The sequence below is a fragment of the Janthinobacterium sp. JC611 genome (assembly GCF_018682595.1).
Taxonomy (GTDB): domain Bacteria; phylum Pseudomonadota; class Gammaproteobacteria; order Burkholderiales; family Burkholderiaceae_D; genus Janthinobacterium.
Map to the genome: position 1 here is coordinate 1 of NZ_JAFLJN010000023.1, position 24,358 is coordinate 24,358.

General features: G+C 67.1%; 15 protein-coding genes. 5 read left to right on the forward strand and 10 right to left on the reverse strand.

The window, feature by feature from the left end:
- Positions 1 to 54: 54 nt before the first annotated feature.
- The 7 genes from clpB to J0O65_RS17600 form a co-directional block, all read right to left on the reverse strand.
- Positions 55 to 2,661 (reverse strand): ATP-dependent chaperone ClpB, encoded by a 2,607-nt coding sequence (gene clpB, locus J0O65_RS17570; RefSeq protein WP_215408592.1) that lies wholly within the window; start codon positions 2,659 to 2,661, stop codon positions 55 to 57.
- 120 nt (positions 2,662 to 2,781) lie between these two features.
- Positions 2,782 to 3,255 carry a molybdopterin synthase catalytic subunit MoaE gene (gene moaE / locus J0O65_RS17575; RefSeq protein ID WP_215408593.1) on the reverse strand — a complete coding sequence of 158 codons (474 nt, stop codon included), beginning with the start codon at positions 3,253 to 3,255 and terminating at the stop codon, positions 2,782 to 2,784.
- Positions 3,252 to 5,843, reverse strand: coding sequence for a DUF349 domain-containing protein (locus J0O65_RS17580; protein ID WP_215408594.1), 2,592 nt, complete (start codon positions 5,841 to 5,843; stop codon positions 3,252 to 3,254). The genes moaE and J0O65_RS17580 overlap by 4 nt, the downstream gene beginning before the upstream one ends.
- A gap of 180 nt (positions 5,844 to 6,023) precedes the next feature.
- Positions 6,024 to 6,659 carry a hemerythrin domain-containing protein gene (locus J0O65_RS17585; RefSeq protein ID WP_215408595.1) on the reverse strand — a complete coding sequence of 212 codons (636 nt, stop codon included), beginning with the start codon at positions 6,657 to 6,659 and terminating at the stop codon, positions 6,024 to 6,026.
- 116 nt (positions 6,660 to 6,775) lie between these two features.
- Positions 6,776 to 9,442, reverse strand: a complete 2,667-nt coding sequence (locus J0O65_RS17590; RefSeq protein ID WP_215408596.1) for a bifunctional acetate--CoA ligase family protein/GNAT family N-acetyltransferase — start codon at positions 9,440 to 9,442, stop codon at positions 6,776 to 6,778.
- A 102-nt stretch (positions 9,443 to 9,544) separates the two neighbouring features.
- Positions 9,545 to 10,537, reverse strand: a complete 993-nt coding sequence (locus J0O65_RS17595) for a DUF2804 domain-containing protein (RefSeq protein WP_215408597.1) — start codon at positions 10,535 to 10,537, stop codon at positions 9,545 to 9,547.
- The gene (locus tag J0O65_RS17600; protein WP_215408598.1) at positions 10,534 to 11,817 is read right to left on the reverse strand and encodes a winged helix-turn-helix domain-containing protein; all 1,284 of its coding nucleotides are present in this window, start codon (positions 11,815 to 11,817) and stop codon (positions 10,534 to 10,536) included. Before J0O65_RS17600 ends, J0O65_RS17595 begins: the two co-directional genes overlap by 4 nt.
- 301 nt (positions 11,818 to 12,118) lie before the next feature.
- Between J0O65_RS17600 and J0O65_RS17605 the strand changes: the two genes are divergently transcribed.
- Positions 12,119 to 14,272 carry a TonB-dependent receptor domain-containing protein gene (locus J0O65_RS17605; protein WP_215408599.1) on the forward strand — a complete coding sequence of 718 codons (2,154 nt, stop codon included), beginning with the start codon at positions 12,119 to 12,121 and terminating at the stop codon, positions 14,270 to 14,272.
- Positions 14,273 to 14,301: 29 nt separating this feature from the next.
- Here J0O65_RS17605 and J0O65_RS17610 read toward each other — a convergent pair whose 3' ends face one another.
- The gene (locus tag J0O65_RS17610; protein ID WP_215408600.1) at positions 14,302 to 14,970 is read right to left on the reverse strand and encodes a response regulator; all 669 of its coding nucleotides are present in this window, start codon (positions 14,968 to 14,970) and stop codon (positions 14,302 to 14,304) included.
- Between the two features lie 20 nt (positions 14,971 to 14,990).
- Entirely contained in the window at positions 14,991 to 15,362 is a 372-nt protein-coding gene (locus J0O65_RS17615) for a YajD family HNH nuclease (RefSeq protein WP_034755042.1), read from the reverse strand.
- Positions 15,363 to 15,643: 281 nt separating this feature from the next.
- On the opposite strand from J0O65_RS17615, the gene J0O65_RS17620 reads away from it, so the two are divergent.
- From J0O65_RS17620 to J0O65_RS17630, 3 genes are all read left to right on the forward strand, one after another.
- Positions 15,644 to 18,664, forward strand: a complete 3,021-nt coding sequence (locus J0O65_RS17620; RefSeq protein WP_353056211.1) for a PAS domain-containing protein — start codon at positions 15,644 to 15,646, stop codon at positions 18,662 to 18,664.
- A 66-nt stretch (positions 18,665 to 18,730) separates the two neighbouring features.
- The gene (locus J0O65_RS17625) at positions 18,731 to 19,957 is read left to right on the forward strand and encodes an exonuclease SbcCD subunit D C-terminal domain-containing protein (protein WP_215408601.1); all 1,227 of its coding nucleotides are present in this window, start codon (positions 18,731 to 18,733) and stop codon (positions 19,955 to 19,957) included.
- A 16-nt stretch (positions 19,958 to 19,973) separates the two neighbouring features.
- Entirely contained in the window at positions 19,974 to 23,732 is a 3,759-nt protein-coding gene (locus J0O65_RS17630; protein WP_215408602.1) for an AAA family ATPase, read from the forward strand.
- Between the two features lie 24 nt (positions 23,733 to 23,756).
- Here the strand turns inward: J0O65_RS17630 and J0O65_RS17635 are convergent, their stop codons facing one another.
- Positions 23,757 to 23,924 (reverse strand): hypothetical protein, encoded by a 168-nt coding sequence (locus tag J0O65_RS17635; RefSeq protein ID WP_215408603.1) that lies wholly within the window; start codon positions 23,922 to 23,924, stop codon positions 23,757 to 23,759.
- Between the two features lie 178 nt (positions 23,925 to 24,102).
- On the opposite strand from J0O65_RS17635, the gene J0O65_RS17640 reads away from it, so the two are divergent.
- Complete coding sequence (locus tag J0O65_RS17640) at positions 24,103 to 24,312, forward strand: hypothetical protein (protein WP_215408604.1); 210 nt, start codon at positions 24,103 to 24,105, stop codon at positions 24,310 to 24,312.
- Positions 24,313 to 24,358 lie beyond the last annotated feature (46 nt).

Here is a 24,358-nt window from a genome sequence, read left to right on the forward strand (position 1 = left end):
ACCGGGGTCGGACCCTGAGGGTCCGACCCCAGCCTTTCGCCGCTGGGGTCAACATTACACCTTGTCCAGCCCCACTTGCGCCCCCGTAAACACCAAGTTGCCGTTCTGGGCGTCGATGCGGATCTCGTCTTTCGGGCCGAACCTGCCTTCCAGGATCAGCTTCGACAGCGGATTTTCGATCTGCTGCTGGATCGCCCGTTTCAGCGGACGCGCCCCATACACCGGGTCGTAGCCCGCTTCGGCGATCTGCTGCAAGGCCGCGTCCGTCAAGCTCAGCTGCATGTCCATGCGCGCCAGGCGTTCTTCGAGTATCTTCAGCTGGATCTTCGCGATCGCGCCGATGTTTTTCTCGTCGAGGCCGTGGAACACGACGATTTCGTCGATACGGTTGACGAACTCGGGACGGAAGTGCGAACGCACCTCGGCCATCACGGCCAGCTTCACGACACCGGGATCATCGCTCTCCATGGCCTGGATCTTGTGCGAGCCCAGGTTCGAGGTCATGATGATGACGGTATTCTTGAAGTCCACCGTGCGGCCCTGGCCGTCCGTCATGCGTCCATCGTCGAGCACTTGCAGCAACACGTTGAAGACGTCGGCATGCGCCTTTTCCACTTCGTCGAGCAGGATCACGCTGTACGGCTTGCGGCGCACGGCTTCCGTCAGGTAGCCGCCCTCGTCGTAGCCCACATAGCCGGGTGGCGCGCCGATCAAACGGGCCACGGAATGCTTCTCCATGAACTCGCTCATGTCGATGCGGATCATCGATTCCTCCGTATCGAACAAGAAAGTCGCCAACGCCTTGCTCAGCTCGGTCTTGCCCACGCCCGTCGGCCCCAGGAACATGAAGGATCCATACGGACGATTCGGGTCGGAGAGGCCGGCGCGCGAGCGGCGGATGGCGTCAGCCACGGCCGTGATCGCTTCATCCTGGCCGACGACGCGCTCATGCAGCTTCTCTTCGATGTGCAGCAGCTTGTCGCGCTCGCCCTGCATCATGCGCGACACGGGTATGCCCGTCGCGCGCGACACCACTTCGGCGATTTCCTCGGCGCCCACTTCCGTGCGCAGCAGCTTCGGCTGGTCGGGATCGACCTTCGGCATGCCGCTGTCAGCCTGCTTGAGCTGGGCTTCCAGCTGCGGCAGCTTGCCGTACTGCAGCTCCGACACTTTTTGCCAGTTGCTCTCGCGCGTGGCCTGCTCCATCTGCAGCTTGACGTTCTCGATCTCTTCCTTGATGTGCGTGCTGCCCTGCACCACGGCTTTTTCCGCCTTCAGGATTTCCTCGAAGTCATTATATTCGCGCTGCAACTTGACGATTTCCTCGTCGATCAGGGCCAGGCGGCGCAACGACGCCTCGTCCTTTTCCTTCTTGACGGCTTCGCGCTCGATCTTGAGCTGGATCAGACGGCGTTCCAGCTTGTCCATCACTTCCGGCTTCGAGTCGATCTCGATCTTGATCTTCGCCGCCGCTTCATCGATCAGGTCGATCGCCTTGTCGGGCAGGAAACGGTCCGTGATGTAGCGGTGCGACAACTCGGCGGCGGCGATGATGGCCGCGTCCGTGATTTCCACCTTGTGGTGCAGCGCGTATTTATCCTGCAAGCCGCGCAGGATGGCGATCGTCGCCTCCACGGTCGGCTCGTCGACGAGCACTTTCTGGAAACGGCGTTCCAGCGCCGCATCCTTCTCGATGTACTTGCGGTACTCGTCGAGCGTGGTCGCGCCCACGCAGTGCAGCTCGCCGCGCGCCAGCGCCGGTTTGAGCATATTGCCGGCGTCCATCGCGCCTTCGGCCTTGCCCGCGCCCACCATGGTGTGCATCTCGTCGATGAAGACGATGGTTTGCCCCTCATCCATGGCCAGTTCCTTCAGCACGGATTTCAGGCGCTCCTCGAACTCGCCGCGGAATTTCGCGCCGGCCAGCAAGGCGGCCATGTCCAGCGACAGGACGCGCTTGCCCTTCAAGGACTCGGGCACTTCGCCATTGACGATGCGCTGCGCCAGGCCTTCGACGATGGCCGTCTTGCCCACGCCCGGTTCGCCGATCAGCACGGGATTGTTCTTGCTGCGGCGCTGCAGGATCTGGATGGTGCGGCGGATTTCATCGTCGCGGCCGATTACAGGGTCGAGCTTGCCCTTGCGCGCCCGTTCCGTCAGGTCCAGCGTGTATTTTTTCAGGGCTTCGCGCTGGCCTTCGGCCTCTTGCGAGTCCACCTTGTTGCCACCGCGCACGGCGTCGATGGCCGCTTCCAATGCCTTGCGGGTCAGGCCGTTTTCGCGCGCCAGCTTGCCGCAGTCGGACTTGTCGTCCGTCATGGCCAGCAAGACCATTTCGCTGGACACGAACTGGTCGCCCGCCTTTTGCGATTCCTTGTCGGCCAGGTTCAGCAGGGCCACGAATTCGCGGCTGACCTGCACGTCGCCGCCCGTGCCGGAGACTTTCGGCAAGCGTTCGAGGGACGCGCCCAGGGCCTTGGACAGGCCGCCCACGTTGACGCCGGCCCGCTGCAGCAGCGAGCGGGCGCCGCCGTCGTCCTGGTTCAACAGGGCCGTCAGCAGGTGGACTGGTTCGATATAGGGGTTGTCGTTGCCCACGGCCAGACTTTGTGCGTCGGCCAGGGCTTCCTGTAACTTGGTAGTGAGTTTGTCTTGTCGCATGAAAAGCGCTCCCGGTTAATTAGTTGTTAACCAAATTGGGGTGAGGCAGTGCTTTTCAAGGATACACAATGCAAGGAATCGATGCACTTGGGCATTGCTACCGTGCGCGGCGCGTACGATTCAAACGCGGCTTGCTTTTGCCGTCCACTTGTCCAGGGCCGTCTCGTCGCTGTCGCGCGCATCGACCCAGCGCGCCCCTTCCGGCGTGTCTTCCTTCTTCCAGAATGGCGCTTCCGTCTTCAGGTAGTCGATGATGAACTCGCAGGCGGCGAAGGCCTCGCCCCGGTGCGCGGCCGAGACCGCCACCAGCACGATCTGCTCCTGCGGCAGCAGGGGACCCACGCGGTGGATCACCAGCGCGCCGGACAGGGGCCAGCGGCCCCGCGCCTGCTCGACGATGGCTTCAATCGACTTTTCCGTCATGCCCGGATAGTGCTCGAGCTCCATGGCGGCCACGTCCAGGCCCTCGTTCATGTCGCGCACCGTGCCGACGAAGCCGACCACGGCGCCCACCTTGGGGTTGCCTGCACGCAATTGTGCAATTTCTTGACTCAAGTCAAAATCAGCGTGCTGGACACGGACGGAAGTGTTCATTTGGCGTGGCCTCCGATGCGGCGCAGCAACGTTTCGATGCGGCTGGCCGTGCGCGCGTCGGTGGCGGCGGCAATCGCGCACAACTGCATCAGCTGCGACACTTGCGTGAGCGGCTTGTGGCCGGACTTGAGCGACGATTGCAACACTTCCACCTGCATTTTCAAGCGGTCGCGGGCAAATTCGGCGCCGCTGTCGACGCCGGCGACGATTTCAAGACGCAAGACTTCATCGAGCAAGCGCTCCTGGTTGGCCTGCAATTGCCGCACGTAGGCGCCAGCGCCCTCGCCCAGCGCGGCCTGGGCGGCGGCAAAGCGCTGCTGCAGGCTGCGTTCGTACTGGGTGTCGAGCGGCGGCAAGGCGCTCCAGCGCTCGGACCAGGCGGCCGCATCCGTGCTGGCATCGCCGTCGATGAGGGCCGTTTCCAGCGCCTGCGCCAGGCGCAGCTTGTCGCGCAAGGCGTTGGCCTGGGCCGCGCCCGCGCGCTCGGCGATGGCGTCCGCCTGCGCTTGCACGCCGGCGACAGCCGCCTGGTAGCGCTGGTCGATCTTCGCTTCGCTGGCGCGCGGCACGGGACCGGTGGCGTTCCAGGCGGCGCGCGTGTCGCGCAGCAAGTGATGGATGAAGGCGGTGCGGGCCTTGTCGTCGCCCTCGGGCACGACGGCCGTTTCCAGCGCGGCGCACAGCGCTTCGCGCGCATGCAGGTGTTCGCGGCGCTCGTGGTCGGCCGCATGGGCCGTTTCCTTGCGCTTGGCAAAGATATCGTCGCAGGCGGCGCGGAAGCGCTGCCACAGCGCCTGTTCCGCGCGGCGCTCCAGCGGCAAGGCTTTCGCCAGTTCCTGCCATTTATCCTGCAAGGCTTTGAGCATGTCGACGGTGTTGCGCTCGGATGGCTTGAGCAAGCCCACTTCGACGATCAATTGTTCGCGGCGCGCCGTCTCGATCTGGCGCTGCGTGTCCAGCGGCTTCGACAGGGCGTCCAGCGCGGCGCCGAATTCGGCGTCCAGGCGCTTCTTTTCCTTGCGGTCGATGGTGCCCAGGCGCGTCCACGCCTGGCGCAAGCGCTGCGAGGCGGAGGCGACGTGTTTCCAGTCGGTACTCTCTTCGGCGGCCAGGGCCGCCGTTTCCGCGATCAGCTCCTGGGCCTTGGCCGCATTGCCGTGGCGCTCTTCGGCCAGCTGCTTGAAATGCTGGGCCGCCGGCGCATACGCCACGCTGCAGGCCGCATCGAAACGCTCCCACAGGGATTTGGGCGCCGGGCCGGACAAGGTATCGAGCGACTTCCAGCGCTCGCGCAGGCTGCCCACTTTCTTGGCCAGCTCGGCCATCGGCAGTTGCTGCGCCGGCAATTCCTCGCCCGCCTTGACCAGTTCCTCGCGCGACACGTTGCCGCCCCAGCGCGCCCAATCGGCCAGTTGCTTGAATTGCGCGCGCACATGGGCCAGGCGGTCCGCTTGCGCCGGCGTCAAACGGCCGTGCTTGTTATCGCGCAAGGTCTTGTCGTGCTCGGACGCCACGTGCAGCAATCCTTCCTGCAGGGCCGCTTCCATGGCGTCGAGCGTCTTGACGAACTGCTCGGTCGCTTCTTTCGACACGGGCGCGTGCTCCTGGCGCGGCTTGCGCGGCGCAGGTACAGCTGCAGGTGCAGTAGGGGCCGGTGCGGCCGCTGTTTCCGCCGCCTGCACGGGTGCCGGCGCGCTGGCCAGCAGGGCCGCGAATTGCTGCTGCAAGCTGTCGGACAAACTCGATTCGGGCAGGCGCGGCAGGGCTTGCCACGCGCGCTTCAAGACATCCACGTCCAAGGTGGCGGCGTCCTGCGCCTGCCATTCGGTCAGCGCGGCCTGGCGCGCGTCGAACACGGCCTGGTGTTGCTGCAGCGCTTGCAAGGCGGACTGCGCCTGCTCGCGCGCCTGGATGAAATCGTTTTCCAGGTGTTTCGGCAAAGACGCGCGCTCGGGCGATTGCGCATGCCGCGCATGGTCAGCGTCCAGGCTGGCCAGCGCCTGCGCCAGCTCCCCGGCGGACTGGCCATTGCTGGCCAGCGCGCGCGCGGCGACGACGGCGTCGATCACGGCGCGCTGCAGCACTACTTGCGCTTCCAGGCGGGCGGCCAGCGCGGCGCGCGCGGCGGTGAAGGCCGTCGCCAGCCCGGGCGTGGCCTTGATGACTTGCCATTGGCGGTCCAGCTCCGCGACCTGGTTCGGGCTCAGCTTTTCATCGTTCAACAGGCGCTGGGCCGTATCGATGCTGGCCTGGGCGCGCTGCGTCTCGGCAGCGTGATGACGGATCAGGTCGATGCGGCCTTGCATCAGCTTGGCAACGCGGCGGTCCGTGTTGCGCATGGCGTGGTGGACTTTTTCCAGCAAAGGCAAGGCGTGGACGTGTTCAGCGGCGATCAAACGGGCATCGGCAAATTCGCTCGACAGGATGAATTCAACGGCGGCGGCTTCGTCGCCCACCACGGCATGGGCACGCGCAACCTGTTCGGCGCGGCGCGATGCGCTCTGCGCCGAGGCGGCGGCCTGTTCTGCCACGACAGGATCGGGTACGGCAGTCTTGCTGGCAGAACGTTTGAAGAGAAATTCGAACATGACGGGTTTCGCGTGGATCAAAACCACCATCATAACAAAGCCCGGGGTATTGCATCGGACAGGACTGAACAAGTTATCAAATGAGTAAAACGATTCCTTTTCCTATGACAGAGCCTGCTTCAGGAGAGCAAAAGCCGTCCCGGCACGCGCTGCCTGACAGGGTGGGCGCTCGCTACCGCTTCAAGCCTGCGCGCGCAGCGGCAGCGGCATGGCGGGCACGGCGTCCCCGTTGCCGCTGGCCTCGACGATGCCGTCAGGCGTATCCGGCACGGGCAAGACAAAGGGCAGCACCTGCGCCTTGCCACGGCGCGCTTCCTGCGCGCGCGCATCGTGGGCGAGAAACTGGTAGGCGATGGCGAACCACGCTTCGCCCACGATCACCTTGCGCGCCAGCACGAACAGCTCGCGCTCTTCTTTTTCCAGGCGCAGCAGCAAGGTTGCGCAAAAGGCGTCGATGGCGGCGCACAGCTGCTCGGCCTGCATTTCGGAATGGTCGATGGCGGCGCCCGCGCGCTGCTGCACGACGTTGATGCTGTCCAGCGCCGCGTGGTTCAAGCCGTTCAACTCGTCCAGCAAGCCGTCCGCATGCGGCGCCGCCTGGCGGATGGCGGGGATCAGATACATCTCCACCTTGCGCCAGTAGCCCCCCTGGTACAGCCGGTTCAGCCAGTCGCCCGCATACTGCAGCTGCACCAGGCTGAGCCGGCTCTGCTGGCGCAGCTGCACATGCATGTACTTCTGAAAAGCCAGCAGGCTCATGCGGATGCTGGCCTGTTCCACCGACAGGGAAACCAATATGTATGTTGCAGTAAGCATGCACTCACTCCCGAAAACGCGCTGGATGTCTCATCCTGGAAGTGAAAGTGTAAAGACTACCGACAGGGGCGGGTTTGATCCTGCACAAACCCGCGGCTGGCCAGCCGCGCTTTCTTTTACGGCGCGCGCAAGCCGATATGCAGGTTGACGACGCCAGGCTCTTCCGACGGCGTGACCTCGCCGCCGAAGCTTTTCACCAAGCGCTGCATGCCCTTGTTGCGCGCCATCGCCTCGCCCACCAGCGCTTCCGTGCCGCGGCTGCGGAAGTAGTCGACCAGCTTCTCGAACAGGATGTGTCCCAGGCCCTTGCCTTTCAGGGCCGAGCGCACGGCGATGGCGAAATCGGCGTGGATATTGTCCGGGTCGGCCACGGCGCGCACCACGCCCAGGGTTTCCGGCTGGCCGTCCGGGCCCGTGTGCGTGGCGATGAAGGCCATGGCGCGGTCGTAATCGATCTGCGTCAGGCGCGCCAGCTGCGACACGGGCAGCTCGCGCATGGAAGTAAAAAAGCGCAGGCGCACGTCGTCCGGGTCCAGCGCGTGGAACAGGTCCATGTGCTGCGGCGCGTCCTCGGGGCGGATGGGACGCAGCAGAATGGGCTGGTCCATCCACGTCACCTGCTCTTCCAGCTCCTGCGGATACGGGCGGATGGCCAGGCGGTCGCGCTTCTGGCCCGGCTGCAGGCGGATGCGCGCGTCGAGGGCGATCACGCCATCCGCATCGGCCACCAGCGGATTGATGTCGAGTTCGGCCAGCTCGCCGATGTCGGCCACCAGTTCGGCCACCTGGATCAGGGTATGGCAAATGGCGTCGATGTCGGCCGGCGGCTGGCTGCGGTAGCCGGCCAGCAGTTTCGACACGCGCGTGCGCGCAAGCATGTCGCGCGCCAGCACCAGGTTCAGCGGCGGCAGGCCGATGGCGTGATCGGCCGTCACTTCCACGGCGATGCCGCCCTGCCCCACCAGGATCACGGGACCGAAGGCGGCGTCCGTGGTGACGCCGACGATCAATTCGTGCGACTGCGGCCGGCGCGCCATCTGCTGCACCGTGAAGCCGTCGATCAGCGCGTCGGGACGCATGCGGCGCACGCGCTTGAGCATCGCGGCGGCCGCCGTGCGCAGGATGTCGGGCGTGTCGAGGTCGAGCGCCACGCCGCCCACGTCGGATTTGTGGGCGATGTCGGGCGAATGGATCTTCAGCGCGACGGGGTAGCCGATGTCAGCCGCCACGGCCAGCGCCTCTTCCACGTCGGCCGCCATGCGCGTGGTGGCGACGGGAATGCCGTAGGCGGCCAGGATTTCCTTCGAGCGGCATTCGCCCAGCACCGTCTGGCCGGCGGCCAGCGCGGCGGCGACGATTTCGCGCACCCTGGCGCGGCGCGGCGTGGCCGACATGGGCAGCTGCGCCGGCACCTGCATCAGGGTTTCCTGGTTGCGCCGGTACTGCACGATCTGCATGAAGCCATGCACGGCCTTTTCCGGCGTGTCGTAGGTGGGGATGCCGGCCCGGTTGAAGACCTGGCGCGCGGGCGCCACGGTGGTGCCGCCCAGCAGGCACGACAGCACCGTGCGCGAGGTGGCCTTGATCAGCGGCGTGACGGCTTCGGCGATGTCGATCGACGAGACCATGGCCGTGGGCGCGTGCAGCAGCAGCAAGGCGTCCGCCTGCGGCTCGTCGAGCAGCGGCACGATGGCGTCGGCATAGCGCTGCACGGCCGCGTCGCCGGGCAAGCCGACGGGGTTGTCGTGCGACCAGCCCCGCGGCAGCGCCTTTTCCAGCGCGATCACGGTATCGGGCGACAGTTCGGCCAGCTTGCCGCCGCTGCCCACGAGGGCGTCGGTGGCCATCACGCCCAGGCCGCCGCCGTTGCACAGGATCGCCAGGCGCTCGCCGCGCTGCGAGCGGATGTGCGTGAGCGTTTCCACGGCGTCGAACAGTTCTTCGGCCGAATACACGCGCAGCATGCCGGCGCGGCGGATGGCCGCGTCGTACACGGCGTCGGAGCCGGCTAGCGCGCCCGTATGCCAGGCCGCCATGGCCGCGCCTTCCGCCTCGCGTCCCGCCTTCAGCACGATGACGGGCTTGCTGCGCGCGGCCGCGCGCGCCGCCGACATGAATTTGCGCGCCGCCTGGATGTCTTCCATGTACAGCAGGATGGCGGCCGTGTCGACGTCGCCAGCCAGGTAGTCGAGCAAGTCGCCGAAATCGATGTCGTAGCTGGCGCCCAGCGAAATGAACTTGGAAAAGCCCACGCCGTGCGCGTTGGCCCAGTCGAGCACGCCCGACACCAGCGCCCCCGACTGCGACACGAAGGCGATCTTGCCGCTCGTCGCGCCCACATGGGCGTAGCTGGCGTTCAAGCCCAGCTTCGGCACCAGCAGCCCCATGCTGTTCGGGCCCAGGATGCGCAACAGGTGCGGCTTGGCCGCCTTCAGCATGGCCAGGCGCAGCGACTGCTCGCGCACGGGGTCCAGGCCCGACGTCATGACGATGGCCGCGCGCGTACCCAGCGTGCCCAGTTCGCGGATCAGGGCCGTGATGGTGGCGGGCGGCGTGCAGATGATGGCCAGGTCCGGCGCCTTCGGCAAGTGCGCCAGCTTGCGGTAGCATTTCAGGCCCATCAGTTCGTCGTACTTGGGATTGACGGGCCAGATGTCACCTTGGTAGCCGCCTCCGAGCAGGTTGTACAGGGCGATGGCGCCCAGCTTGCGTTCGCGCGCCGTGGCGCCGATCAGGGCCACCGAGGCCGGCTTGAACAGCTTGTCGAGATTACGGATACTCATGTTCTGGCCTCATGGATTGCCGGAGCGACTATGCGCCAGTGTATAGGATGCGTTGCCAAAAAAATTTGACCTTGTCGTGCGTTTCACGAAAAAACAATACGCCTACCAGCGCGAGCGGTGGCTTTCCGTCACGCCCGTCAGCTGCGCCACGATGCGCTTGGGAGCGTCCGCCCTGGTGCGCACCCAGCCGCTGAACGTGCCGATGGGCTGGATGTAGCGGCTGGCGGCGAGCCACAGGTTCTTGTCCTCGCGGCGCGCCCCTTCCGGCTTGAAGTGCAGGTCGAGCAGATCGTCGTCCGTCCACACATGCCACGGCGCCAGCGGGTTGTCGGGATTGAAGTCGACATGCGCGCGGCCCAGCGGATACAGCTGGCCATCGAGCCACAGCGCGTTTTCATGCGCGCCGAAATAGCCGGCCTGCAGATTGAAACCCAGGTCCAGGCTGTGGGCCGAGGCCCAGCGCCATTCCGTCTCGCGCGCCAGCAAGCCGTTCGAATAATCGAAGCTGGCCACGCCGTCGTCCAAGCTGTAGCCGATGGCGCCGCAGCGCACGCTGCCCCACAGGGGCAGGCCGCCCGACTTTTGCGTCGCATGCACGCTGCCGCCCTCGCCCACGGGTCCCACGGCCAGCAAGGTAGGCGCCACGGGCGGGCCGAATTCCGCATCGATGCCGAAATGGCCGCAATCGAGGCGCAAACGGTAGCGCTGCTGCGGCTGCGCCTCGATGGAAATCACTTGCGAGAGGAAGCGGAAGCGGCTGCTGCCGCCCGCATGCGGCGCCAGCGTGGCGCACAGGCCGGGAATGCCATCCTGCGAAAAGTTCGCCACGATCTTGCCCTTGTGGCGGTCGAAGGCATAGGCGAAGGCCGTGCTGGTCCAGCCCAGGTCGACGATGGCCACGCCGCAGAACAGGGTGGGCGTGGACAGGGCCACGTAATGCCAGCGCTTGTGGTGGAACAGGCGCCAGACGGCGCCACGCGCGTGCGGCGGCGCCAGCGCGGCCCAGTCGAAGGCGTCCAGCTGCCCCGTGTAGCGGCCAAAGCAGGGAACGCCATTGGCGTCGAGCAGCTGGGAAGGCGCCGGTGGCAGCATCATGCGGCCCGCCTCGCGGCTGCGGCGCCGCCATGCAGCGCCTCGGCCAGCTGCGCGCCAAACAGCGCCGGGCGCGCCTGCGCGATCTCGATATCGGGGCAGGCATGCCACAGCGCCAGCCGCTGCACGGCGCCGGCCACGTCCTGCACCAGGCGGGCACTGAGGCGCACGCCCTCTTCCAGCGCCAGCGACTTGATCTCGAAGCGCCCCTGCGCGCGGTGCGCCTTGGCGTCCAGCCGTCCCACCAGCGCGCCGCGGCGCAGGATCGGCAAGGTGAAATAGCCATAGCGGCGTTTTTCGGCCGGCGTGTAGCATTCGAGCCGGTAGTCAAAGCCGAACAATTCCAGGGCGCGGCGCCGGTCCCAGACGACCGGGTCGAACGGCGAGAGTATCGTCGTCAGGGTGGGCGCCAGCTTGCCGGCCGCCGCGTCGCGCGCCAGGTCCGCGTGATCGGCATGCACGTACACGCCATCATCCCAGCCGTCCACCGTGCAGCGCAGCAGCGCGCCCTCGTCCACCAGCGCCTGCAGATCGTGCGCCAGGCTGGCGCGCGATTGTTTCGTGCGGAAGTAGTCGCTGATCCAGCCGGCCCGCGCCAGGCCCAGCGCCTTCACGCTGGCCAGCAACAGGCGCCGGCGCACCTGCTCCTCGGACGGCAGCAAGCCGTCGTGCCAGCCCGGCAGCACCCGTTCGGCCAGGTCGTAATAGCGCTGGAACTGATGGCGCTTGGCGATCATCAGCACGCCCGACGTAAACAGCACTTCGAGCGAGCGCTTTTCCGGCTTCCAGCTCCACCAGCCGCCCGCCTGGCCATCCGTGCGCTCGAAGTCGGCCGAGCGCGCGGCGCCGTTGGCGCGGATGTGTTCGAGCACGGAAGCGACGGCGTCGCCCTGCTCGGCCATCCATTTGACCGAATACTTCCAGCCCATGGCGGCCGGGTCCAGCATGCGGTGGCGGTACAGGCCGTAATCCTCGATGGGCACGAAACACGCTTCATGCGCCCAGTATTCGAACAGCGCGCCCTCGGCCAGCAGCTGCTCCAGCCACGGCTGCGGATAGTCGCCCAGCCGGCTCCACAGCACCAGGTAGGGGCTGCGCGCCACCACGTGGATGGTGTCGATCTGCAGCACGCCCATCTGGCGGATGGCGGCCAGCACGTCGGCCTTCACGGCTTTCTTGCGCCGCGCCTGTAGCAAGCCCTGCGCTGCCAGGTGCAGGGCGCGCGCGGCGGCCAGCGACAAGGGAGGGACGTCGGGAGGAAGGGACTGGGGTGGGCTGTGCATAGCAGAAAGATACCGCATTCCGCGCCCGCCTTGTGCGTTTTCTCGCTATCGGAGCGCGCCGCCGCTGCCGCTACATGGGAGGACACGGCCGTCACCGAAGACAAGGCGCATGGCGGGACTGGCGCAGCGTTCGCATGCTGGCGCGCTGGTTAAGAATCTCTTAAGAACTTCTGCGCATGCTCCACGGCGAAATATTTTGTGGGAAGCCATGCCCGCAATTGTGAATGATTCTTATTATTTCCATGATTCCCATTACCAAGGCAGTCCAGACCAATCACTGATCCATTCTCCAGGAGTTTGCATGTCCAAGCACTTCCGCCGCGCGCGCCTGCCGCGCCCCACCACCCTGGCCCTGGCCTTGGCCGCCCTGTCCTGCCTGCCGGCTCACGCCCAGACGGGCACGCCTGCCAGCATGCCGGAAGTGGTGGTCTCCGCCTCCGGTTTCGAGCAGGACATCAAACAGGCGCCCGCCTCGATCACGGTGCTGACGCGCGATGAACTGTCGAAGGAGCGCTTCGGCAACCTGACGCAGGCGCTGGAAAGCGTGGAAGGCATCGACGTGGGCGCGGCGGGCGACAAGACGGGCGGCATGAACATCAGCATCCGCGGCATGCCCAGCGACTACACCCTGGTGCTGATCGACGGACGCCGCCAGAATGCGGCCGGCAACGTCACGCCGAACGGCTTCGGCGGCACGCAGACGAGCTTCATGCCGCCGCTGGCCGCCATCGAGCGCATCGAGATCATCCGCGGCCCCATGTCGACCCTGTACGGCTCGGACGCCATGGGCGGCGTGATCAACATCATCACGCGCAAGGTGAGCAAGCAGTGGATGGGTTCCGTCTCGGCCGACTACACCGTGCAGCAGGAAGCGGACTTCGGCGACGTGAAAAGCGGCCGCTTCTACCTGAGCGGCCCCATCGCCACCGACCTGCTGGGCCTGTCCCTGCGCGGCAGCAAGCAACGCCGCGACGCGGCCGACATCCGCGTCCCCAACGCGGCCGGCGCGCAAGTGCCCGCCAGCATGGGCGCCAATCCCGTGCGCGCGGACATCGATAACTTCGGCGCGCGCCTGGCCTTCACGCCCAACCGCTACCACAGCGTCACCCTCGACGCGGACGCGGGCCGCCAGACCTACGACAGTTCGACCGGCCAACTGGGCACCCAGAGCGTACAGGGCGGCTACGGCCCCGAGCAGAAATACAAGCGCGACCAGTGGACCGTGGCGCACACGGGCCGCTTCGGCTTCGGCACCCTCGACAGCAGCTACATGGTGAACCAGACGGAAACCCTGGGCCGCACGATTCCGCCGGGCACGCCGGGCGCCGTGGCCGGCAGCGCGCGCACCCTGGAAGTGGAAAGCCAGGTGTTCGACACCAAGTTGGTCATGCCCTTGGGCAAACACATAGCCACCGTCGGCGTGCAGTGGTGGAAGGCGGAAATGACGGATGGCGTGGCGCCGACAAAATTCGAATTCACGCAAAAAGCCCTGTTCCTGGAAGACGAATGGCAGGTGCTGGACAACGTCGCCCTGACCTTCGGCGCCCGCTATGACGACCACAGCATCTTCGGCGGCCAGACCAGCCCCCGCGCCTATGCCGTGTGGAACGCGTCCCCAGGCTGGACCGTCAAGGGCGGCGTCAGCAAGGGCTACAAGACGCCGCGCGTGGAACAACTGTCGCCAGGCATCAACGGTTTCGGCGGCCAGGGCACGATCCCCCTCGTCGGCAGCCCGGACCTGAAGCCTGAAACGAGCACGACGACGGAAATCGGCGCGTACTTCGACAACCTGGCCGGCTGGACCGCCAGCGGAACCGTGTTCAACAATACCTTCAAGGACAAGATCACGACGGGCACGGGCCTCGTCAATTGCGATTACCGTCCGGCGCCGAACCGTCCCGGCTGCGTCAGCTTCGGCAACTGGCCCAACGTCGACGCGTTCGGCCAATCGGTCAACGTGGACGAGGCCGTCACGCGCGGCGTCGAGCTGAACACGCGCTTCCCGCTGGGCAAGACCCTGTCGGCCAGCGCCAACTACACCTACACGGAGAGCGAACAGAAGAGCGGCAGCAACGCCGGCAAGCCCCTGAGCGACACGCCGAAGCACGCCCTCAACGCGCGCCTCTCGTGGGATATCTCGCGCGCATGGAACGGCTGGCTGCGCGCCGAATACCGCAGCGAGCGCTTCCGCGATCCTGGCACCTCGGCGTCCACGCGCGCCGCCAAGGCCGCGCTGGGCGACTACCAGGGCTATACCATGCTGCACCTGGGCAGCAGCTATCAGCTGAACCAGCGCGTGACCCTCAACGCGGCCGTGTACAACCTGCTCAACAAGGACTTCATCGACTACCAGCCTTACCGCGCAGGCGCGGGTCCGGCGCTGACCTACGCCAACCGCTATGTCAACAGCCTGGACGGCCGCCGCCTGTGGCTGTCGGCGACCGTCGATTTCTGATCGAACGGGCGGCCTGCGGGCCGCCTTCGTCAAGCCGCTTTGGGCCTGTCGATGCAATAGCCGATCGCATGCACGGTGCGTATCACGTCCCGCCCCAGCTTCTTGCGCAGGTGGTGGATATGCACTTGCACGGCATTGCTTTCCACTTCATCACCCCAGCCGTACAGGTTTTTCTCCAGCTGTTCCCGGCTCAGCACCCGGCCGTCGTGTTCCAGCAGCAGTTGCAGGATGCGAAATTCCTTCTCCGTCAGCATCACGGGCATGCCCCGTTGCGTCAGGTGCCGGTGCGCGATATCGAGCACCAGGTCGCCATGCACGAGCTGTTCGCGCAAGCGGCCGGCGGCGCGGCGGCAGGCGCTGCGGATGCGCGCGGCCAGCTCGTCGAGGTCGAACGGTTTCACTAAAAAGTCGTCGGCGCCCGCGTCGAGGCCGGCGATGCGCTCGCCCACCGTGTCGCGCGCCGTGACGACCAGCACGGCCCCGCTGTAGCCATAGTCGCGCAGCGCGGCCAGCGCCTGCATGCCGTCCTGCCCCGGCAAGCCCAGGTCGAGCAGGATGCAGCCATAGTCGTGCAGGCGCACGGCCGTGTGCGCCTGTTCCGCGCTGGTGACCCAGTCGACGGCATAGCCGCCCTGCTCCAGGCCGATCTGCGTGGCGCGGCCCAGCTGCGGGTCGTCTTCGGTCAGCAAGATGCGCATGGGGAAGCGGCGCGGCCCGCTCAGTCCTTTTTCTTGATCAGGCCAGCGAGCGCGGCGAAGGGATTGTGCGTGGCGGGCGCCACCTCGGCCGACAGCAGGCCGGCGCCACGGTCCGCTTCCAGATAGCGCGAGTGTTCATTGTCGTGGCAATACAGGCACAGCAGTTCCCAGTTGCTGCCGTCGGGCGGATTGTTGTCGTGATTGTGGTCGCGGTGGTGCACCGTCAGTTGCTGCACGTTGGCGCGCGTAAATTCGCGCATGCAGCGGCCGCAGACCCACGGATACATCTTCAGCGAGCGCTCGCGGTAGCCGCTCTCGCGCTGGTCGGCGGCGCGGCGCGCTTCGGCCACGATCTTGTCCAGTCTTGCCGCGTCGGGCTTTTTACTCTGCATGACAACTTTCGATATGGGAGGGAGAAGCGCCCATTTTAATGAGGATGGCGGCGCAATTGTACTTTTTCTGCCACGCCGCCAGCCCCTGTCGCCGCCGGCGTGCTTTTTTTAGCGTGCGCGGCACCACAAATACTTGATTTAACGCAAAATAAGCCCAGCGACAGACCGCGAACAGACGATGGCAGCGGCGGCAACACGCTGACGCGCAAGGCGGCCGATTTCGGCTATCATGCGCGCCACGCCGCCCCTCCCTTTTCCATGAACATAGCCTGCAAGCGCCCGTGATAGCGATAACAAGACCCCTGCAACGCCTTGCCCGCCGCCTGTACCGTTTCAGCCTGGTGCCCCTGTTCGCGCTCATCCTGCTGCTGGCGCTGTGGACGGCCGTCCTGTACCAGGTGGGCCAGGAGCGGGCCAGCGCCGTGCGCGACGCCGTGGCCGTCAGCCAGTCGCTGGCGCGCACCCTGGCCGACCATACCAGCTACATCCTGCGCCAGACCGATCACGCCACGCAATTGTTCAAGCTGAAATACGAGGAAACGGACGGCGGCCTGCGCCTCAACGAATTCACGCGCCGCCAGGGGCTGCTCGACAGCGTGCTGCCGTCGAAGCTGGAACTGCCGATCGCGCTCGTCGACGCGCAGGGCAATGTGCTCGACAGCGCCAACGCCTATTTGCCGGACAACCTTGCAACGCAGGCTTTTTTCAGGGCGCTGGCCGCGAATGCAGCCGATACGGCGCTGGTCGACACGCCCATGCTCGATGCAAGCAGCAAGCGCTGGACCATCCGCCTGGCGCGCCGCCTGAACGATGCGCAGGGCCGCTTTGCAGGCGCCATCGTCATCCTCGTCGACCCCACGTATTTTGTCGACGACTACGACCGCCTGAACCTCGATGAACAGGGCGCGCTGATGCTGGTGGCGCGCGACAGCGGCCTGACGGCGGGGCGCATCGGCGAGCAATTGATCGTCAGCGACCGTATCGACTTCCGCATGCCGGGACCGCCGCGGCATGCGCCCGAGGAACTGCTGATCGAGCCGCCCGTCGACGCGACGCCGCGCATCTACAGCTACCGCGAACTGCCGCGCTACCCGCTGCTGGCCGTGGTGGGCGTGAGCCGCGCCGTCGCCCTGGCCCGCTTCGAACACCGCCGCCTGATCTATGTCGGCGCGCTGCTCGCCGCCAGCGTGCTCATTGCCGCCTTCACGGCCCTGCTGATGCGCCAGAGCGCGCGCCTGCGCCGCAGCATCCGCCAGGCCAAGGAAGCCCAGGCGCTGCTGCGCGCGGCGCACCAGGGCAGCCTCGATGCCGTGCTGCTGCTGAAAGCCTGGCGTCCCGCGCCGGGCAAGCCGGTGGAAGACTTCATTTTCGCCGACATCAACGAACGGGCCGCCGACATGCTGGGCAAGCCGCGCGCCGAACTGCTGGGCCAGCGCGTGCTGCCACTGATGCCGCTGCTGCGCGGCGAGCGCTTCTTCAAGCGCTTCGTGCTGGTGATGGAAACGGGCCAGCCGCTGGAAGATGAATTCGAGCTTCCGCTGGCCTCGGGCGGCACGCGCTGGCTGCGCCACCAGGTGGTGCCGATCGCCGACGGCGTGGCCGTCACCTCGCGCGACATCAGCGCGCGCAAGCACGACGAACTGGCGCTGCAGGACAACCGCAGCTTCCTGCAATCGCTGATCGACCATTTGCCCGTGCTGGTCTATGTGAAAAGCGCGCGCCCGGAAAACTTCGGCAAGATGGAAGTGTGGAACAGGGCGGCCGAGGATATCACCGGCCACCTGGCCGCCGACGTCATCGGCAAGACCGATTGCCAGGCCTTCCCGCCCGACTTCGGCCTGCACGACGCCGAGGACGACCGCGCCATCCTGGCCGAGCGCGGCGTCATCGACCATACGGAAAAGCCGCTGCGCCTGGCTGACGGCAGCCTGCGCTACCTGCGCGCCGTCTCCGTGCCCGTGTTCGACGAGCGCCAGCAGATCGAGCATATCCTGTGCATCGCCGAGGATATCTCGCTGCGCCGCCAGCAGGAACTGGAACTGCGCCAGAAACAGGCCGAGCTGGCCGCCGTCAACGACGCCTCGCCGCTCGGGCTGGTGCGCCTGGACCGCCAGCGCCGCTGCACCTACGTCAACCGCACCTTCGAATCGATCACGGGCCTGCCGCGCGCCGCCGCCCTGGGCGCCGGCTGGACCAGCGCCCTGCATCCGGACGATTATCCGCTGATGCACGTGGCGCTGGAACAGCTCACGCACAGCCATGCCCCGATCCAGTCCACCCTGCGCTGCCTGCAGCGCGACGGCAGGCTGGTCTGGGTCTCCGTCAAGATCGCCCCCATCCTCATCGACGGCCGGATCGAAGGCTATGTGGGCAGCCTGGACGACATCACCACCTTGCGCGAATCGGAAGTGGCGCTGCTGGAAAGCGAAGCGCGCCTGCGCACCATCGCCGACACCTTGCCCGCCATGATCGCCTACATCGACGCCGACCAGGTCTACCGTTTCCTGAACATCGCCTATGAGCGCGAATTCGGCCTGACGGGCCAGCAGGCGCTGGGCAAGAGCGTGCGCGACACGGTGGGCGAGGCGCGCTACCGCACGGTGGCGCCGTATATCGAGCGCGTGCTGGCGGGCGAAACCCTGAGCTTCGAGGAAGAAGACGACAAGGAAGGCATCGAGCGTTGCATGGAAGTGATCTACATCCCGCAGATCGGCGAAGACAAGCTGCAGGTGGTGGGCTTTCACGTGATGCGCCAGGATATCACCGTGCAAAAACGCGAAAAACAGCGCTTGCTGAAGCTGGCCCAGGTCGATGCGCTCACCGGCCTGTCGAACCGCGCCGGCTTCCAGCAAAAACTCAGCGACGCCATGCACGCCAGCCGCCAGCAGCAGCACCTGATGGCCGTCATGTACATGGATATCGACCGCTTCAAGCCCGTCAACGACACGCACGGCCACGGCACCGGCGACGCCCTGCTGCGCGCCTTCGCCCAGCGCCTGACGCAAACCATGCGCGCCACCGACATCATCGCCCGCCTGGGCGGCGACGAATTCACCATCATCATGGAACAGATCGCCCGGCCCGACGACGCGGCCGTGCTGGCGGAAAAAATCGTCGCCGCCATGCGGCAGCCGTTCGAACTCGATGGCATCAGCGTGCGCATTTCCGCCAGCATCGGCCTGGCCTTCTACCGCGACGAAGACATCTCGCCCGCCGTGCTGCTGCAGCGCGCCGACGTGCTGCTGTACCAGGCCAAGCAGGATGGGCGCAATACCTACAGGGCCGGCGCATTGACGACTTGATGGCCGCTGGCGCGTGGCGCCATTCCTGCTATATTGGCGCCTGTCCTCCCCTACCCTTGCCCCACCATGCGCCTGCTGCACACTTCCGACTGGCATCTGGGCCAGACCCTGCACAATTTTGAAAGGGGCTACGAGCATCAGCGCTTCCTCGACTGGCTGCTCGACACGCTCGTCGCCGAGCAGGTCGACGTGCTGCTCGTCGCCGGCGACGTGTTCGACAACGCCAACCCGTCGGCCGCCTCGCAAAAGCAGCTGTACGTGTTCCTGCAGCAGGCGCGCGCGCGCCTGCCCGCGCTGCAGCTGATCGTCGTCGCCGGCAACCACGATTCGGCCGGCCGGCTGGAAGCGCCCGGCCCCCTGCTTGCCGCGCATGGCACGCACGTGATCGGCCATGTGCTGCGCGGCGACGATGGCCAGATCGACCTGGAACGCCTGCTGCTGCCGCTCACCGGCAGCGATGGGCAGGTGCGGGCCTGGTGCCTGGCCGTGCCCTTCCTGCGCCCCGGCGACGTGCCGAAGCTGCCGGCCGGCGACACCCAGGACGCCTACCTGGGCGGCATCGCGCTGCTGTACCACCAGTTGGCCGACCTGGCGCTGGCGCGCCGCCAGCCCGGTCAAGCCATCCTGGCCATGGGCCATTGCCACATGGTGGGCGGCGAAATGTCGAACGATTCCGAACGCCGCATCGTCATCGGCGGCACGGAGATGCTGCCGTCGGGGATTTTCGACGCCGCCATCGCGTATGCGGCGCTGGGCCACCTGCACAAGGCGCAGGCCGTGGGCGGCCAGGAGCACGTCCGCTACTGCGGCAGCCCGATTCCCCTGTCGTTCGCGGAAGTGAACTACCGCCACCAGGTGCTGTGCCTCGATATCGAGGGCGAGCAATTACGCGAGGTACGCGTCATCGCCGTGCCGCGCGCCGTGCCCCTGCTGCGCGTGCCCGCCACGCCGGCGCCGATCGCCGAGGTGCTGGCGCAGCTGGCCGCCCTCGACGTGCCCGCCGCGCCACCGGAAGCGCAGCCCTTCCTGGAAGTGCGCGTGCGCCTGGACGCGCCCGAACCGGGCCTGCGCACGCGCATCGAAACGGCGCTGGACGGCAAGGCGGTGCGCCTGGCGAAGATCGAGACGTCGAGCGCCGCGCGCGGCAGCGCGCCCGAGAACATGACGCTCGACCAATTGGGCCAGCTGCAGCCCGACGACATCTTCCGCCGCCTGCACCAGCAAAAATACGCCAAGGAAGCGCCGCCCGAACTCCTCTCGGCCCTGGCCGAATTGCTGCTGCCCGGCGCTTGAACACTCCTGAAAAACCATGAAAATCCTGAACATCAGCGGCAAGAACCTGGCCTCGCTGGCCGGCGAATTTGAAGTCGACTTCCAGCAGGAGCCGCTGGCGTCCGCCGGCCTGTTCGCCATCAGCGGCCCCACGGGCGCGGGCAAGAGCACCCTGCTCGACGCCCTGTGCCTGGCCCTGTACGACGCCACGCCGCGCCTGCTGAAGGTGCTGGGCCGGGGCAGCGCCCTGCCCGACGTGGGCAAGGAAACCGTCAACGCCCAGGATACGCGCACCCTGCTGCGCCGCGGCACGCCGGACGGCTACGCGCAAGTGGACTTCGTCGGCAACGACGGTACCAGCTACCGCGCGCGCTGGAGCGTGCGCCGCTCGCGCACGAAGGCCGAAGGCGCGCTGCAATCGACCGCCATGAGCTTGCACCAGCTGCCCGCGCTGCAGCCCATCGGCGGCACCAAGACGGAAGTCAAGGAAGAGATCGAAAAGCGCATCGGCCTGTCCTTCGACCAGTTCACCCGCGCCGTGCTGCTGGCGCAAAACGAGTTTTCCACCTTCCTCAAGACGGAAGACAATGAACGGGGAGAGTTGCTGGAAACCCTGACGGGCAGCAGCATCTATACCGACATTTCCGTGCGCGCCTTCGAGCGGGCGAAACAGGAAAAGCAGGTCCTCGAACGCCTGGGCGAAAAACTGGCCGACCAGCGGCCCCTGTCGCCGGAGGAACGGGCCGACACCGAAGCGCTGTGCGGCTCGGCCGAGACCACCCTGCACGCCATCGACGTGCGCAAGGCGGTGCTGGAACTGCAGCAGCGCTGGCACCACGAGACGCACAAGCTGCACAGCCAGGTGACGGCGGCGCAAGCGGCGCTCGATGGCGCGGCAGCCGAACGGGCCGCCGCCGAAGAACGCCGCGCGGCGCTGGCGCAATGGGAATTGCTGCAGCCGGCGCGCCCCCTGATCGATGACGTGGCGCGCCTGGCCAGCGACATCGCCGGCACCGGCGCCGCGCTGGAAGCGTCGCGCCTGCAGGCGGCGCACGCCGGCGCCGGCGAGGCGCAACTGGCGCAAGCCGCGCAGCAGGCGGCCGAGGCCTTGCAAGCCAGGGAAGCGGCGCAGCGCGATGCGGCGCCCCTGCTCGACCAGGCCAAGGCGCTGGACGCTGGCATCGCCGCCCACGTGCCCGCGCACCGCCAGGCGCAGGATGGCGTGCTGGCCGCCGACCAGGCCAACGAGACGGCGCGCGCCGCGCTGCACGATCTGCAGCAGCGCCAGCACGCCCTGCAGGCGGAACAGGAAGCGGGCCGCCTGTGGCTGGCGTCGCACCAGCAGTGGCAGGCGCTGGCCACGTCGTGGCAATTGTCGGACCAGTTGTTCGCCCAGGCCGGACAAGCCGCCGCGCAAGCCGATGCGGCCGATGCCAGGGCGGCCGAGGCGGCGCAACTGCTGCGCGCGGCGGGCAAGGCGGGCCACGAGGCGCAAGCCGCGTTGACGGCCGCCGCCGCCACGCTCGCCGCGCACGATGCGCAGCGGCGCGAGGCGCAGTGCGCCGTGCAAGCCATCGATGGGCAACTGCTGCAGCAAAAGCGCGGCCAGCTGGAAGAGCATGCGCGCCAGCTGAACGCGGCGGAAAAGACGTGGACGGAGCTGGCCCGCCAGCAGCAGGCGCTGGCGCAGGGACAAGCGCGGGCCGCACAGTTGGCGCAAACCGCGCACACGGAAAACACGGCGCTGGCGGCGGCAGCGGCAGAAACGGCATTGCTGGAAGCGCGCCTGGCGCAGGCGGAGCAATCCTTGAAAGGCGCGCAAGCGGCATGCGCGGCCAGCGTGGAGCAATTGCGCGCCACCTTGCAGGACGAGCAGCCCTGCCCCGTCTGCGGCGCGCTGGAACACCCTTACAGCCACGCCGATCACGCCCTGCAGGCGATGCTGGCCAGCTTGCAGGATGAAGTCCTGGCCTGCCGCACGCAAGCGCGCGGCAATCTGGAGCGGCTGGCCACGCACAAGGCGGCGCTGGCGGCGACGGCGCGCGAACAGGCGCAAACGGATGCCGAACTGGCGGCCCTGCCGCCCGCCATCGAGCGCTTGCACGCGCAATGGCAACCGCATGCCGACACCCTGCATCTGCCGCCGGAACACCAGTGCGCGGACTGGTTCGCGCAACAACTGGCGGCCAATGCGGCAGCCCTGCAGGCGCTGGCGCGGCAGGAAGCGGCGCTGCGCCAGGCCAGCGCGCGGCGCGAGCAGGCGCAGGCGGCGCACGAACTGGCCGGCGCCGAACACGCACGCTGCACCAGCGCCGTCGCCGAAACGCAGACCCGGCTGGCGCAGTTGCAGGCGCAGCAGACGGCCAGTCAGGACAAGGCGGAGACGTCGCGCGGCATGCTCGACGGCTTGCTGGCGCAGCTCGATGCCGCGTTTGCCGACGTGGAAGGCGCCGAAGGCTGGAAAGACAACTGGCGCGCCGGCCCCGCCGCCTTCCGCGCGGCGCGCGACGCGGAAAGCCGGCAATGGCTGAAGCAGCAGGCGGAGCAGGACCAGCGCGGCCACGCGCTGGCCACCCTGGCCGCGCAGCTGGAAGCGGCATTGCTGGCCGCCGGCAAGGCACGCCAAACGGCGCAGGAGGCCCATGCCGCCTTCGCCGCCGTCGACAAGCAGCTCACGGCGCTGCAAGCGGAGCGCAACGCGCTATGGCAAGGCCAGGGCGTGGCCGAGGTAGAACGCAGCCTGGCGGCGGCCATCGCGCAAGCCAGGGACCAGTTGGCACAGCAGCAAGCGGCAGCCCACGCGGCCAGCCAGCAGCGCGCGCGCCTCGACGAAGCGTGCGCGCAGCTGGCGCAGCGCCTGGCCGCCCTGCATGCACAGGAAGACAGCGCCGCCGCCGCCCTGCGCGACTGGCTGCGCCAGTTCCAGCAGCGTCACTCCAGCCAGGCGCCCGCCACGATCGAAGCGCTGCGCACACGCCTGGCCGTCTCCGCGGAGAGCATGCGCGCCGAACGCGACGCCCTGCAAGCGATCGCCGATCGCCACACGGCGGCCGTGTCCGTGCTGGCCGAACGCCGGCAGCAGTTGGCAATGCACGTGCAGCAGCCGCCGGAGGCGCTGGAAATGGACGAGGCCGCGCTGCGGACAGCGCTGGAATCGCTGGGCGCCGAACGCCAGGCGGCCAACCAGGAAGCGACGCGCTTGCGCCTGGCCATCGCGCAGGACGACGCGCGGCGCCACGGCGCGCAGGCGATGCTGGCGCAGATCGAGGCGCAAGCCGCCATCGAGCGGCGCTGGGCCAGCCTGAGTGAATTGATCGGTTCGGCCGACGGCAAGAAATTTCGCAACTACGCGCAACAATTCACCCTGGAAGTGCTGCTCGGCTATGCCAACGCCCACTTGAACCACCTGGCGCGCCGCTACCGGCTCGAACGCATCGACAACCCGAACAACCCGTCGCTGGGCCTGATGGTGCGCGACCAGGACATGGGCGGCGAACTGCGTTCCGTGCACTCGCTGTCGGGCGGCGAATCGTTCCTCGTCTCGCTGGCCCTGGCGCTGGGCCTGGCCTCGCTATCCTCGAACCGCGTGCGCGTCGAATCGCTGTTCATCGACGAGGGCTTCGGCAGCCTGGACACGGAAACCCTGCGCGTGGCCATGGATGCGCTCGACGGCCTGCAAGCGATGGGCCGCAAGGTGGGCGTCATCTCGCACGTGCAGGAAATGACGGAGCGCATCGCCACCCGCATCCTGGTGCAGCCGGGGGCCGGCGGCAAGAGCGTGGTGACGGTGCGCTGAGGGAAGCCAGCGGGCGCGCCAGCATCAGCGCGGCAGGGGTTCCCGGCAAAGCCTGAGCATGTCCCAGCCCAGTTCGCGCCGGATCTGCTCGGGGTCGGGCGGAGGCCGGCGCTGTTCCAGTTCCGCTTTCAGCCATTTCCTCACCAGCTCCTTGGCGGGCCGTGCCGGCTTTTCCTTGTCATGCTTGTCCATGGTACTACCTCTTCAATGGCGGTCAGACGACCTCCTATATACGTTCAACGCCATGGCACGGATTCAGTTGACGTGCGCGTGGCGCAGATGCAACAACGTGTAACGATGGGCAGAGTGGGTTAAAATCGCCGCCTTCGCGCAGGTACCGCCTACGCCCCGCAACAGTTCAAGGAACCCCATGAAAGCCGCCCGCAGCCTCACCTTCAAGTGCGTAAAATGTCACAAATCGATGCAGGTCTACCTGCAAAAAGTCTCCGCCTGCTCGCATATCCAGCCGTATCAGGGCATGTGCGCATGCGGCGAACTCAAGCGTCACGCCACGGGCCAGGCCGATGCCGTCAAGTCCTACCTGGAGTCGGCGGACGGTAGCTGGTCGCACCACCACTAATGGTTAAAGAATGGGGCGATATTGCCGTTAATTCGCTTATCTTCCC